The organism is Portibacter lacus (assembly GCF_021533215.1).
GTDB classification, from domain to species: Bacteria; Bacteroidota; Bacteroidia; order Chitinophagales; family Saprospiraceae; genus Portibacter; species Portibacter lacus.
On sequence record NZ_JAJNKA010000003.1, the window covers coordinates 458,343 to 473,541 of the forward strand.

A 15,199-nucleotide genomic window follows, 5' to 3' on the forward strand; every position below is an offset into this window, starting at 1 on the left:
AAGCCAGCATTACTAGATTTACAAAAAGTTACAATTAATTATCGTCTGACTTCTTCCGCTTAAAATCTCCCCGCTTCCATGCCTTTATAAACTTAGACCAAGCGACTAAGTCAAATATTTTCTGAGGTTTAAACTGTCCGGCAGAGTATGTAGCTGCTGCCTGTTCCTTTAAGTAGAAATTTCCTGCTTCCGTCCCATCTACTGGAACCGTTTCTCTTAACTTCGACAAAGCGTTAGACGCTAAGTTTCTTTTTGCACGTTCTTGCATTTCATCTGAAACGTCGATGGCAAGAAATTCAATATCAAAGTATTCTCTACTCGGCCATGGATAGATTACAGCGGTTGGTAAAAGAATTGAATCCTGGGACATAATCTGAATAAACGAATACATATTATTCCGAATGGTATCCGGTATTAAAAATTCTACAGTTTGATACCCTAGATGTGAAAAGACAACTGTCTCTCCTACTTTCCCTACCAATGAGAAGAATCCATTGATTTCAGATACCGTACCTCTACTTGTTCCTTTCACACCAATATTAGTATATGGTAATGGAACAACATCACCTCCTTGTTCTGTTACGACAAGCCCTGAAAACTGAACCACTTTAATGGTGTCTTGATTTTTTTGTCCAAATACGATCACTGTGCTAAACACGCACAATACTAAAACCGCAAATTTTAAGATAAACTTCTTCATTAATTAAATGTAACCATTAAATAGTGATCAACAAAAGTAATATTTATTCATAACATATCATGTAACGCTCTAAAACAGGCTTCGATGGAAGTTCTACTTTCTTTAACAAAGTTTTAACGAACCGGTTTAAATGAGCTATATTCTGAATATAAGCCTCAAATATCAATGACCCGAAAAATTAATTTAAATTATTTTCATTTTTTTTTGTGGCCTAATAAATACAGCAAATCCCATCACCTCCATGTACCTAATACACTGACTGTCAATATTATTATACTGGCCCGATATATCATAATTATGTACGTACAATCTGTCGCCTACTTATCAAACACATGAAAGTTTTTTAAATATTTAAAATAAATGTAGGGTATAGGGAAAAAATGTAGTCATACATAGTGAGACCCTAAACGGCTCAAATTTTTATAACAACTAAATTGCAAAATAATGAAGTGGAGTTACACCCTCGCTTTAAGTGTCCTTTTTATAGTGTTTACCTATGCACAATCTGACTCACCAGTCATCAAAAGATATGCTAAAGTACACCAAGATAAAAAATATATCATTACAGAATATGTATATCCTGATGGACATTTAGAAAATTATATTACATCTGTACCAGTTTCTCAATTACGAAAGCTAAATGCTCAAGACCCTTTATTAAAGGCTAGTAAGAATATCTACTGGGATGAAAACACAGATAAAGAGGGCTTTCAAGTAAAAATGAATAGCACTGTAGGAATTCAAAAAGCATTCAATAATGCACTTGCTGAAACGGAGGCGCAGTTGAATTTAGATAAAGGAACTTTAGGTTCAATCCATCTAGACGCTGACTTTCTATCTTACTCTACTGAGAAGCAATCATTCGTATTAATTAATGAAGTTATTAATGCGATTTCAAAGTCGAAAGAATTCAGTTCATTAATTCCACTGGAAGCAGTTGATAAGAACATAAGTAAAGATTCTAAGAAATTAGCTCAAAACTTAATGACTACTGGTACTTCTAACAAGAATACATCAGCAGAAAAAATAGGATATAGAAATATAGAATTCTCTGAACACGTTAAGAATGATGGTGTTTTTCTTTCTAACGGAGAAGATGAAATAGCAATTCCACACATACAAGCAATCTATAACTGGATGTTTGCCGATGAATATACTGGATGGTATAACAGAAAGTTATTAATCAACAGGAATAGCAAAAACGGTTCTAATGGTTTAAAAGATGACTTCCAATTAAAAGGAATAGAAGGATTCATGGGAATCGGAATCGCAACTGGACAATTCATGGATGTTATTATAGACAATCCTACTTTCGAAAAAGCTACAAGTGTTGTTTTCCAATTAGTAGACCCGATCGAAGGATCTAGATATGGATACCAAATAATCGAAACAGAAGATACAAGATCTGCAATTATTGTTGCAGAGTAATAATAAACTTAAAATGAGAATATAAAAAAGGGGTTCGAAAATTTTCGAACCCTTTTTTTTTGCTTTAATTTTTATTTTAATACTTTCTTAGAAGGTCTCTATTCCCAATGCATAATGCAAAACCTCATGCATTCTTTCTACATAGATAAACTCAACACCTCCTATATATCTCGGATCGATTTCTTCTACATGTCTTCTATTATCAGCACAAAGGATAATCGTATCTACACCTGATCGTTTTGCAGCAAGCACTTTCTCCTTGATTCCACCTACGGGTAGAACTTTTCCTCTAAGTGTAATCTCTCCGGTCATCGCAAGGTTTTTCTTCATTGCTTTACCTTTGAATGCAGAAACTAATGCAGTTAGCATTGTTATCCCCGCACTAGGTCCATCTTTCGGAATAGCACCTTCTGGAACGTGAATATGAACATCGAACTTCTCTAGATTCTCCTTACTGATGTTCAGCTTATCTGCATTTGCTTTGATATAACTCAAAGCCGTTGTAGCAGATTCTTTCATCACATCACCTAAATTACCTGTCAGAATCAATTTACCTTTACCTTCGCTAAGACTAGACTCTATATATAGAATATCTCCACCGACTCTTGTCCATGCTAAACCAATAGCAAGCCCAGGAACCATATCTTCCGCTATTCTTTCTTTCGGGAATTTCTCTACACCCAACATGCCCTTTAAGTCCGATATCTTCACATTCTTATTATACTTCTCATCCATCGCAATACTTTTCGCGACTCCTCTCATCACACCTGCTATATTCCTATTCAGACTTCTAACTCCGGATTCTCTAGTGTACTTTCGGATGATGTAGTCTATCACTTCATCTTTTAACTTTACATCACCGGACTTTAATCCATGTTCAGCTTTTTGCTCTGGAATTAAATGTTTCTTAGCTATTTCCACTTTTTCTTCAGTAGAATATCCACCGATCTCGATGATCTCCATCCGATCTAATAAAGCGGGCTGGATGGAATTCAGAGAATTTGCTGTAGCTATAAATAAAACCTTAGATAGGTCATATTCCATTTCTAGGTAATTGTCATAGAATGTTTCATTCTGCTCTGGATCTAATACTTCCAGTAATGCTGATGAAGGATCTCCTCTATGATCACTGCCTATCTTATCAATCTCATCTAATATAAACAATGGATTTCCTGAGCCAGCTTTTTTTACACTCTGAATGATTCTACCTGGCATTGCACCGATATAAGTTTTTCGGTGTCCTCTGATTTCACTTTCATCATGCAATCCACCTAAGGACATTCTTATAAACTTTCGCTGAATAGCATTTGCTATAGACTTCCCTAATGAAGTTTTACCAACTCCAGGAGGTCCTACTAGACATAATATAGGTGCCTTCATATCACCTTTCAATTTTAGAACTGCAAGGTGTTCAAGAATTCTTTGCTTTACATCTTCTAGACCATAATGATCTTTATCAAGTACTGTTTTTACTTTTTTCAAGTTGAAATTATCCTTAGTATATTCATTCCAAGGCAATTCCAGCATGAGCTCTAAGTAATTCATCTGAATAGAATACTCAGCAACCTGAGGATTCATTCTTTTAACTTTATCTAAAGTTTTAGAAAACGCTTTAGCTGCTTCTTCTGGCCATTTTTTCTTCTTTGCTTTTGCAGCAAGAACCTCTAGTTCTTCTTGTTGAGGATTCTGACCTAACTCTTCTTGAATCGTTTTTAATTGCTGGTTCAAGTAAAAATTACGTTGCTGCTCTTCGATGTCGCCTTTTACTTTAGAATCAATTTGGTTCTTAATCTCAAGCATGTTCAGTTCTGAACTCATATGCTTTAAGATGGTCTCAGCAGATTTCAAAGGGTCTTTAAGCTCTAACACTTTTTGCTTTTTCGCAACAGAAACATTAAGATTCGAAGCGATAAAGTTTTGCAAGAAGCTATGACTCTCTATGTTATTAAGCATCATTACAGCTTCCGATGGAATCTGAGGAGATAGCTCTATGATTTTCTTAGCCATATCTCTAATCGAGGAAATAATGGCTTCATATTCTAATTTATTATCAACAGGATCCATCGTTATCTGAGAAATCCTTCCATTAAAAAATGGCTCTTCGAACATCAATTCTTCGAGAACGAACTTCTTTCTCCCTTGAAGAATCGCCGTTGTAGAACCATCTGGCATTTTTATCTTCTTGATAATTTTAGCTACTGTTCCTACTTCATACAAATCTTCAGCATCTGGCTTTTCTACCTGTAGTTCTTTTTGAGAAACTACACCGATGAACTTATCATTATCAAAAGCTTCATTAACCGCAGCGATTGACTTATCTCTTCCGACAGTAATCGGAATCACAACGCCCGGAAAAAGGACCGTATTCCTCAATGCTAATATGGGGATTTCGCTTTTTATAACGTCATCGTAATTATCTTCACTTGCCCCTATAGAGAAAAAAGGAATAGATTCCTGATCATCTTGAACGGGTGCTTTTTTTATTGTTTCAAACATATTTTATTGCTATTTTATTGACTTTCGTCATGGCAATATTATAAGTCAATTTTTATACCACTACAAAAATCAATACGTAATTATGACAATATGTAATGTACGCATCTTTTTATGCGACAAAAAGTCAGATCAGGGTAAGTTTTATAATTACTATATACCTTTTATGTCAATGTTGGACTAAGCTTTTCCAAGTTTTTTTATGCCAATCTTCACTTCCTATACTTGCAAGTTTTCATTTAAACTATGGGGAAAAGCAATTAAAACTAAATCTTTCATTTCCATAATTGGATGCTCTACCTAGTTGTGTAGCTGCCAGCACATTTACATTTTTTATAGAAAATCACAGCTATGATACTGCTTTATAGTGGCACATTATGTTGCAAACCTGGCGAGCTCTATACCATATGCTCTATTTTGAAGTAAACAAGCAATACGATATTTTATTCTGCAAATTCGTACAAAACTGCCATTCACACCGATTTATTCTGGCCAAATGCAAACTTTCCATGTTTTTGAATGATTTGTCCATGCTGCAATTTGACATATGACACTACATTAGCTCACGAATCAAATAAACTGGAATAATATGGAAAAACTTAAATTATTGAACATTACCAACAACCCAAGTAAATCAAATACTAACTAAACTTGACGAAAAGGAGAATAACTAAGGGTTCAAATCAAACAAGTAGATTAAAAGAAATTTAAACCATTATAAAATTCACTGTATACATTTCTGGTGGGTAAAATATTTTCATTTTAAAAGACTGTTACGTTAGATATCTCCAAATAAAAATTTAAAAGTTAAGAATCCTTAATAGAGATTATTCATGAAATCTTGTAAGGGTTGTTGAACTCAAATAACACACTGTTAAAAGACTATTATTTTCTGCTACAAAAGAAAATTCACCTATTTATCTGAAATGAAATGAAAATAAATAAAAACACAAAATTTGCAAATTTCATACTTCTAATAGTTTTGCTTTTTATGTTTTCTAATTATGTTGACAAAGAAAAAAATGCGCTAGAAAACAAACCAGAACTAGTGGATCTTGTATATCCATTACTAGATACTGAAAATTCAAGGTGGTTTTTCTTTTCATCTGCAAGTAGGCCCTTCGGCATGGTTAATCTAAGTCCAGATAACCAGATAGGAGGAGCTTGGGGAAGTGGATATAGATACAATACGGATACCATAAAAGGTTTCAGTCACATTCATGCTTGGCAGATGGCAGGAGTATCCGTAATGCCAGTTATTGTTCCTAAAGAAAATCCTCACTCCATTTTTACAGATTTCTATTCCAAATTCAGCCATGAAAAGGAAAAGATAACACCTGGGTATCACTATTTAGAGCTGGAAAGATTTGATATAGCTACCTCCTTAACCAGTACTACCAGAACAGGATTTCATGAATATGCATTCCCAGATGATGGTAACGCCGCTATTTTATTTAATCTAAATACCATGCTCGGACCATGCGAAAATTCAAATGGAACTTTAGAGCAAAATAATGCTAGAGAACTTGCAGGAAGTGTAGTAATGGAGCCAACCCGAAGAAGACCAAAACCCTTAACTGTCTATTTCAAAGTCAAACTAAATTCTAAAATATCAAACATTGAAAAAGATAATAAAACTGGGAATTACCTAGTCAATTTAGAAAATCCAGCGGATAAAGTTTTAATGAAAATAAGTATATCCTATACTTCTTTAGATAATGCAGAGCAAAACATGGAAGTTGAGCTTCCGCATTGGAACTTTGATGAAACGGTACTTGATTCGAGAAAAGAATGGAATAGCCTACTGGGAAAAATAGAAATAGAAGGAGGTAGCCAAATTGATCAAAGAAGATTTTATACTGATTTATGGAAAGCACTACAAGGTCGGCGTATCATAAGTGATATCAACGGAGCCTACCCAGATCGAACTGGCGAAGATTTCAGAATCGGGCAGTTACCTCTCGATTCCGATGGAAAGCCTAAATTCAATCATTATAATTCTGATTCATTTTGGGGTGCGCAATGGACGATTAACACATTGTGGGGCTTGGCTTATCCTGAAATAATGGAAGAATTTGTTTACTCGTTATTGCAATATTATAAAGATGGCGGATTGATTCCAAGAGGACCATCAGGGGGGAACTATACCTATGTAATGACTGGTGCTTCTTCTACTCCCTTTATCGTAAGTGCCATTCAGAAGGGCATTGTTACCGAGGATTTAGATGAAATATACAAAGCTCTGAAAAAGAATCATATGGCAGGTGGAATCATGGAAAAGTCTGGATATGAGCACAATACTCAACTCGGAGGCGGATTAAGATATTACATCAAGTCAGGTTATGTTCCCTACCCTATCCCTGAAGGAAAATTCGGTGGACACCAAGATGGGGCAAGTTTGACGATGGAATATGCATATCAAGATTGGACGCTTGCTCAGCTTGCTAAAAAACTAAACTATGATGAGGATTATCAATACTTCATCAATAGGTCTAAAAATTATGCTAATGTTTTTGACCGCGAGGTGAACTGGATGCGCCCTAAGAATGTGGACGGAAAATGGAAAAAGAATTTTGATCCATACCAAGCTGTAAATGGATTTATAGAGTCGAATGGAGCACAATCAACGTGGTTCGTCCCTCATGATTTAAAGGGCTTAGCTCAATTAATGGGTGGCGAAGAAAAAGCCGTTGAAAAATTAAACAAGCAGTTCGAAGAAGCTGAAAAACTTAATTTTGCTGCAGGAACCTCTCACGCCTTAGAATCACATCCAGAATATAGGAGAGTTCCCATCAATTTTGGGAATCAACCTTCTATTCAGACCTCTTTCATTTTCAATCAAATAGGAAGACCTGATTTGACGCAATATTGGACAAGAAGGGTTATTGCTAAAACTTTTAGTGGATTATCTACGGAAACAGGATATAATGGAGATGAAGACCAAGGACTCATGGGAAGCTTGAATGTTTTGTTAAAGATTGGTCTATTTCAAATGAATGGAGGAACAGAAGACAACCCGCAATATCAAATTGGTAGCCCATTATTTAAGAAAGTAACTATTCACTTAAATGAGGATTATTATAATGGAGGACAATTTATAATTGAAGCTCATAAAAATTCTACAGAAAATATTTTTATAAATAAAGCCGAACTTAATGATAAGGCAGTGTCGGATCATGAAATTTCGCACCAAGAAATAACAGCAGGAGGAACCCTTAAATTAGAAATGGGGAAAATTCCGTCTAAAAGCAGCGCAATCAAATAATTAAATTTGATCACCCTTAATTTTATATTTTGAGGTATTTTTAGTCGAAGTGATCTTAAGATGAAATCAGTTCTAGAAGATTTATGAAAAAATTGTTTTTAATTATATGGTTCGGTTTTACTTGTTTTTTTTGTGCGTTTTCACAAAATATCAAGTTCGATCATTATAATGAAAATAATGGCTTATCCCATAATTCGGTTAGACACATTGTACAGGACAAATATGGTTTCTTATGGATAGGAACCTTCTCTGGACTTAATCGATTCGATGGGTACAATTTCAAATCTTACCTAAGTAATTCCTCGAAAGAAAATAATATCCTTAATGATGACATTACGGATTTAGTCTTAGATGAGCAAAAAAATAATCTTTGGATCGGAACCAGAAAGGGATTAACACTTTTTAAAACAGACACCCATAAATTCACTACATATTTACCAGAAGAAAATAATCCTAACAGTCTTCCAGAAGAGGAAATAAGATCCATTTATGTAGACAAATTCGAACGTATATGGGTGGGAACAAAGCGCATGGGTGTACATCTATTTCATATGAATGAAAATAGGTTCGAGAAAGTTAAAATCGAAGGTTTTAACTATATAAAATCCATTTTCGAAGATAAGAAAGGGAATATCTGGATAGGAAGTTATGATACTGGAGGCGTTGCGAAAATAACATTAGACTCTGAAGGGAATGTAGTTCAGATCGTGAAATATGACTTAAGTCCACTTGACTCCAACGAAAAAAACCCATACTTGTATCTCATCTATGAAGATGCGAAATCTGATATTTTTGCAGGTACACGAAAGGGACTATTTAAACTTAACAAAACTACAGATGTTTTCGAGGATCTCTATATAGAAGATTCTAAAATAAGAAGTGATTTAGGCCCCTATTTTTTAGATATTACCCGTGGCCCAGACAAAAAGTACTGGGTTGGAACATTGGGAGGTTTATTGGTATGTGATCAATTAGAAGATATTGCCAAAGGAACATTTCAGTGGCATTTTACTATCCTATCTGATAATACTTCACTAACAGATAATCTGGTTTCATCCTTATACTTTGACCCTTCTGGTGTCCTTTGGATTGGAACTGAAGATGGCCTTGACAAATACGATCCTTATGAAAATCAGTTTAACCTCAACAAGGGTATCTCCGTACACATCGGTGACAAAGCACCTAGAATAAGAGGCTTTGCGAAAACACATGATGATAAGATCATCGTGGCAACGAGACACAATGGTTTGTTTATTTCTAATAAGGAAAAATTTAAACCACTTTTCAATAATCAAGCAGATATCGCTTCGATCGCTTCTTTTGATGGGAAAACATTTTACTGTGGGCTTTGGGATGGAAAAGTCATCGTTTACAATTATATAACCAATACTTCTAAGGTTATTGACATCGGCGTTGGCCAATATCCTATTTTTTCCATTGAAAAATATGACGAAGATAATCTAGTCATTGGTTCATACGGATCTGGAGCGGTTGTTATAGACACAAAATCATTAGAGCAACAAAACTCTTCTGGTAATTTACTACCTGAATACGAAATTAATAGAATCACGAAAGGGAATCACAACATCATCTGGTTCGCTACGGAAACAGGAGTTGTTAAGTACAATATAGCAGATGAAGAGATAAACATTTACCAAGAAAAAAATGGACTACTACATAATAATGTCAGTGATATTCTGGAAGATAAAGAAGGAAAAATATGGGTAGCTACACGAAACGGTATATGTCTATACGACCCTGCTCTTGATCATTTCAAGCCATTAGAAAAACCAGAGGAACTGTCCAATAAGTGGGTAACCGATATGGTTAATGATGAGAATGGGAATATCTGGTTCAACATGAATAACAACAGTGTTGCTAAATTGAAACCAAACCGGGTAGACTTTAATATTTATCAAGTAAACAGTGGGAGTCGACTAGATTTTTTCAGTTCTAGTGGATTTTTCAATTTTAACAATTCTAATATTTACCTCGGTGGGAAAAATGGAATCATTTACTTTTCTCCTAATACGATAAAAGATAATACAAGATCACCTCGGCCATACATTTCTGAATTCAAAGTACAGAATAATGAGGTCGCTCCCTCCGAAAAAGTGAACGATCAGGTTCCTTTTGAATTTGATATAAATGAGGCTAAAAATGTCGAGCTTAGTTATGAAAACAGAAGCTTCTCACTAACCTTCTCCTCTCCTTCCTATTCTAATGAAAAACTCAACAAATTCGAATACAAATTAGAGGGTTTCGATGAAGATTGGATAACCACCAGCAGCAGTAATAGGACTATCCAGTATACCAACTTATTTCCTGGCAAATATGAATTCAAAGTAAGATCTGCGAATAATGATGGCTACTGGAGCGATGTTGCTAACTATAAAATCGCTATCAAACCACCTGTCTGGTTAAGTTACCAAGCACTCTTTATTTATGCCCTTCTTTCATTCTTAATATTTTATTTCATAAGAGAAGAATTAAGAAGTCGAGCAGTCCTGAAACAGGAATTGATTGGAGAAAAAGTAAATCGAGAAAGAGACGTTAAATTAAATAATGAAAAGCTGCGGTTTTTCACTAATATTTCCCATGAACTAAGAACCCCGTTAACCCTAATTTTAGGTCCTGTTAAGCAATTAATTGAATCTAGAAATGAAGAGGGTACAGAATATCAAAAAAGTAGATACAACCTTATCTATCAGAATGCAAATCGATTGTACAATCTGGTCAATCAAGTTTTAGATTTCCGAAAAGCCCAAACTGGAGAATTGTCCTTAAAAGTTTCGAGAACGGAAATCGTTGGATTTACGAGGAACATTTTCGATTTCTTCAAGGAACTAGCTTACAATAAAAAAATTAGTTACAATTTCAATTCAGATAGTGAAACCATCCATGGATGGATAGACAATGACAAGTACGATAAAATTCTATACAACCTACTCTCGAATGCATTAAAGTTTACCGACAATAACGGCAACGTAGACCTTTTCCTGCATCAACGTAATGGAAATATTATCGTAGAAGTAAGTGATAACGGAATAGGTATTCCACAAAAAAGTCAAGAGAAGATCTTCGCAAGGTTTTATCAAGACATGAGTAACAAGCATTATAATACGGGATCTGGAATAGGACTTTCCTTGGCAAGATCGTTAGTAGAGCTTCACAAAGGCGAAATTCAGGTCGAAAGTAAACCTAATGAAGGAAGTGTATTTACTATCGAGTTACCTATATTAAAAGATTCATACGAAAAAGAAGAGATTTTTGACATCATTTCAGCTAACAATGACCAGGAATCCTATAAATTAAATCTGCCAAAAAAAGTAATTCAGAATACGGATCTGAAGGAGAAAATCTTAGTCGTCGAAGACAATGTAGAACTGAGAAAATACTTGGTTGACTTTCTTACAGATTATTATAAAGTATATGAAGCTGAAAATGGTGAGGAGGGTTTACAAATATGCCGGCAAATAAGGCCCACATTGTGTGTAGTAGATGTAATGATGCCCGTAATGGATGGACTTGAATTTTCTAAAGAACTAAAAAGGGATGAGTTTATCAGCCATATCCCTATTGTTCTTTTAACTGCACTAACTGAGAACGACGACAAGGTAAAAGGGTATAATGTAGGGGCTGATGGATACTTATCTAAACCATTCGATTCCGCACTGCTTCGGACAATGATTGAAAACATAATTAAGACGAGAAAAGAATTGAAATCAAAATTCTCGGGAGATGCCGATAGTGGAATTGCCTTGTTAACTCACTCCTCTATCGATGAGGATTTCATGAAGAAAATCACTAAGATTATCGAATCTAATTTGACAGAGGTCGAATTATCCACTTCTTTTTTATGTCAAGAACTAAATATGAGTTCCTCTAAGTTATATCGCAAATTGAAAGAATTAACCGATATGGCACCTAACGAATTTATAAGAACCATCCGACTGAAGAAATCAGCAACTCTTTTAAAAACGAAGAAATACAATGTTTCAGAAGTTACGAATTTGATAGGTTTTAATGATCCATTATATTTTAGTCGCTGTTTCAAGAAGCAATTTGGATTTCCACCAAGTAAATTGTTGTAATGAATAGGATTGATTATCCATAAGCTTAGGAGGATTCTGCTTTATATTTCTATTTTTAGCATAGACTATTCACAGAACAATAATAAATCTCAATTAAAGCACCCCACGATGAAAATAAAAAATCCACTTCTCTTCATTACCCTTTGTATATTCTTGTGGACTTGTAAGACAGCCGAAAAGAACGAAGTTGCAGACATTCCATATGATGGAACTTGGGAATCACTGCAGCAAATGCCGGTTCCCGATTGGTTTAATGATGGAAAAATTGGCATTTTTATTCACTGGGGTCCGTACAGTGCAATAGGTCATCTGAAGAAAGGAAGAGGATATGCTGAGCATGTTCCAAAAGGGCTTTATAAAGACACAAGTTATTACTATCCTTATATGAGAGAACGGTGGGGAGCTGCGCCGCCAGAATTTGGTTACAAGGATATCATACCTGATTTCAAGGCTGAAAATTGGGATCCAGAGGAATGGGCCCATCTTTTTGCTGAAGTAGGCGCTAAATATGTGGTGATGACCGCTGAACACCATGACGGCTGGGCCAACTGGGATTCAGAAATCACACCCTATAATGCCATGGATATGGGGCCTAAAAGAGATCTAGTAGGTGATTTAGGTAAAGCTGTAAGGAAACATGGACTTAAGTACGCTCCATCTTATCATCGCGAGCGACATACTAGTTTTTTTACGACCAAACAATATCTAGTCCATCCAACACCGCATGATGATATTCTTGAAGAAATCAAAAAAAATCCAGAAGCAGAACGACTTTATGGCCCTTTTGGGTTTAGCAAAGAGGCAACAGATGAATACGTAGCAAGATGGAAGGAAATTCAAGAAAAATACCAACCAGATTTTATGTGGATCGATGACATCCCCATCTTCACTAGGGATGGCAACAACTCCCAAGTAGAACCCAAAGTTTTCAAGCCTGAGATTCAATACTTTTACGATCAATGTAGACTAATGATTACAGATTTCATGAATGATGCAAGTCAGAGAAATCATGAAGTATATATGAACAACAAGGGTGCAAACAGGAATTGGCCGGATGGGATAGGTTGCTTAGAAAAAGACAATTTGAAATTAAAAGTCATCGGCCCGAAGTGGCAAAGTTGCACCACTTTCGGAACGTCTTTTGGCTATCTGGAAAATGATAAATACAAATCTCCCGAAGCGATTATTGCGGAAATGGTCGAAGTGGTTTCTAGGAATGGTAACTTTTTAATCAATATAGGACCAAGGGCAGATGGAAGTATTGTCCAAGAACAGCAAGACTTGTTACATGAAATGGGGAATTGGCTGAGAATAAACGGAGAGGCTATTTATGGAAGTCGATATTGGAAAGTGAACCACCAAGAAAAAGGAAATCTAGCATTTACTACGAATGGTAAAAATCTATTTGCCATAGCACTAGAAAAACCAATTTCGCCCCTAGTCATTGAAGCTAGTAAAGGATGGAATCAGAATGATGTGAAATCCGTCAAACTTCTCGGATCTAATGCTAAGATTACGTGGAACTTAACTCCTGAAGGCTTAGAAATCATTCCGCCGTCTGACTTGGGTGATAGTCAATATGCTTGGTCTTTCAAAATTGAAACCACTAAAGAACAACATGAAACATCGGCTATTCAGTCTGATGTGAATAAAGCCTTGGAAAATCTTTAAATGATTAAAGAAAATGAGTATGTATGCTAAGGTGATATTTATAATATTGGTTTACTCGATGCTATCTTCTTGCGTCGAAGAAAAGAAACCAAACATTGTTTTTATCATGGCGGACGATTTAGGTTGGCAAGATGTCGGGTTTATGGGAAGTAAATGGTTCGAGACTCCTAATCTTGATCAGTTTGCAGCTGAAAGTCTTGTTTTTAATAATGCTTATATGTATCCAACCTGTTCACCTTCCAGAGCAGCGCTGCTAACTGGGAAGCATTCTTTCAGAACTGGAATATATAATGTTCCCGTCTTAGAACGTGGAAATGCAGAAGATAATATATTTTCAAATTGGTCAGTAGGTTTAGAACATCCGATGTATTCGGAACCACTACAAAAGGCAGGTTATCGATTGATTCATCTGGGCAAGTGGCATCTAGTCGGTCCAGCACCAGAACTTGAGGTCAATCAACCCTATCAACAACATCTATCACAACCTGGCAACGGAAATCTGGACTGGTTAGAAAAGCACCTTAAACCAGCAATTCAAGCCTACTACCCGTTAAGAAGAGGATTCAATAAAAATGTGGGTGGAACTTGGTGGGGAGATCCTGCCAGAGGATACATCGATGGATATCAATCTGAGAGTGGTGGATATAAAGCCCCATTTAAAAATCCATTTATTGAGGACAAAGCAGACGATGAATGGTTGACTGATCGATTAACGACTGAAGCCATCGATTTTATTGATCAAAATAAAGGTGAACCCTTTTTTGTGAACCTTCATTTTTATGCACCACATCGTCCTACCGTTCCTAGGAATAAGGAATGGCTTCAGAAATTCATGAATAAAATGCCCGATGCTGTTACAGGCCAAGGTGAAAAAAATCTGGAAGAAATAGCTGGATATGCGACTATGATTGAGTCCATAGATGAAAATGTAAAGCGAATTCTTGATTATCTCGATGCAGAAGGATTACGTGAAAATACCATCATCATTTTTACTTCTGATAATGGATATAATGGTATTCAAAGTGGTACTAATACCTTAAGAGGAGCTAAGGGGACCGTTTATGAAGGAGGAATTCGTGTTCCAGCCGTTATCAACTGGAAAGGTCACATAAATCCAGGTAAATCGAATACGCCCATTTGTGGTATGGATTATTTTCCGACGTTTTTAGACTTGGCACGTGTCGATGATTTTCAAGGCGAATTAGATGGCAATAGTTTATTTCCCATTTTATCGGAGAAACCATTTAATGAGCGACCACTTTATTGGCATATAGCTAGTACCTATAAGAATCCACCTTGTTCTATCATTCGAAAGGGTGAATGGAAGTTGATTCAATTTCTTAATGACGGCAAATTAGAACTATATAACTTAGCAGATGATTTAAAGGAATCTAATAATCTTGCAGAAGAAAAGCGAGAGGTCAGTAATCGATTGTTAGCAATGCTCACCACTTGGCGAAAGGAAAATAACGTGCCGCTTCCGCCTGCTTCGGTTCTAGAGTATTAGCTAAATGGCTGAGTTATTTAAGACACATCATTCAATATACT

Annotated in this window: 7 protein-coding genes; 5 read left to right on the forward strand and 2 right to left on the reverse strand. The window is 35.7% G+C overall.

Annotated features, from left to right (window positions below):
- Positions 1 to 34: 34 nt before the first annotated feature.
- Positions 35 to 700: a carboxypeptidase-like regulatory domain-containing protein gene (locus L2586_RS07030; protein WP_235292111.1), complete on the reverse strand. Its 666-nt coding sequence runs from the start codon at positions 698 to 700 to the stop codon at positions 35 to 37.
- A gap of 444 nt (positions 701 to 1,144) precedes the next feature.
- Between L2586_RS07030 and L2586_RS07035 the strand changes: the two genes are divergently transcribed.
- On the forward strand, positions 1,145 to 2,128 hold the full coding sequence (locus L2586_RS07035; protein WP_235292113.1) for a hypothetical protein: 984 nt from the start codon (positions 1,145 to 1,147) through the stop codon (positions 2,126 to 2,128).
- An 87-nt stretch (positions 2,129 to 2,215) separates the two neighbouring features.
- Here L2586_RS07035 and lon read toward each other — a convergent pair whose 3' ends face one another.
- On the reverse strand, positions 2,216 to 4,624 hold the full coding sequence (gene lon / locus L2586_RS07040) for an endopeptidase La (protein ID WP_235292115.1): 2,409 nt from the start codon (positions 4,622 to 4,624) through the stop codon (positions 2,216 to 2,218).
- A 928-nt stretch (positions 4,625 to 5,552) separates the two neighbouring features.
- On the opposite strand from lon, the gene L2586_RS07045 reads away from it, so the two are divergent.
- The 4 genes from L2586_RS07045 to L2586_RS07060 all read left to right on the forward strand — a co-directional run bounded on the left by L2586_RS07045 (position 5,553) and on the right by L2586_RS07060 (position 15,158).
- A complete protein-coding gene (locus L2586_RS07045) occupies positions 5,553 to 7,886 on the forward strand; it encodes a GH92 family glycosyl hydrolase (RefSeq protein WP_235292116.1) in 2,334 nt (777 codons plus the stop codon).
- Positions 7,887 to 7,969: 83 nt separating this feature from the next.
- Positions 7,970 to 11,980 carry a hybrid sensor histidine kinase/response regulator transcription factor gene (locus L2586_RS07050; RefSeq protein WP_235292118.1) on the forward strand — a complete coding sequence of 1,337 codons (4,011 nt, stop codon included), beginning with the start codon at positions 7,970 to 7,972 and terminating at the stop codon, positions 11,978 to 11,980.
- 108 nt (positions 11,981 to 12,088) lie between these two features.
- Entirely contained in the window at positions 12,089 to 13,651 is a 1,563-nt protein-coding gene (locus L2586_RS07055) for an alpha-L-fucosidase (protein ID WP_235292120.1), read from the forward strand.
- A 13-nt stretch (positions 13,652 to 13,664) separates the two neighbouring features.
- Positions 13,665 to 15,158 carry a sulfatase gene (locus L2586_RS07060; protein ID WP_235292122.1) on the forward strand — a complete coding sequence of 498 codons (1,494 nt, stop codon included), beginning with the start codon at positions 13,665 to 13,667 and terminating at the stop codon, positions 15,156 to 15,158.
- Positions 15,159 to 15,199 lie beyond the last annotated feature (41 nt).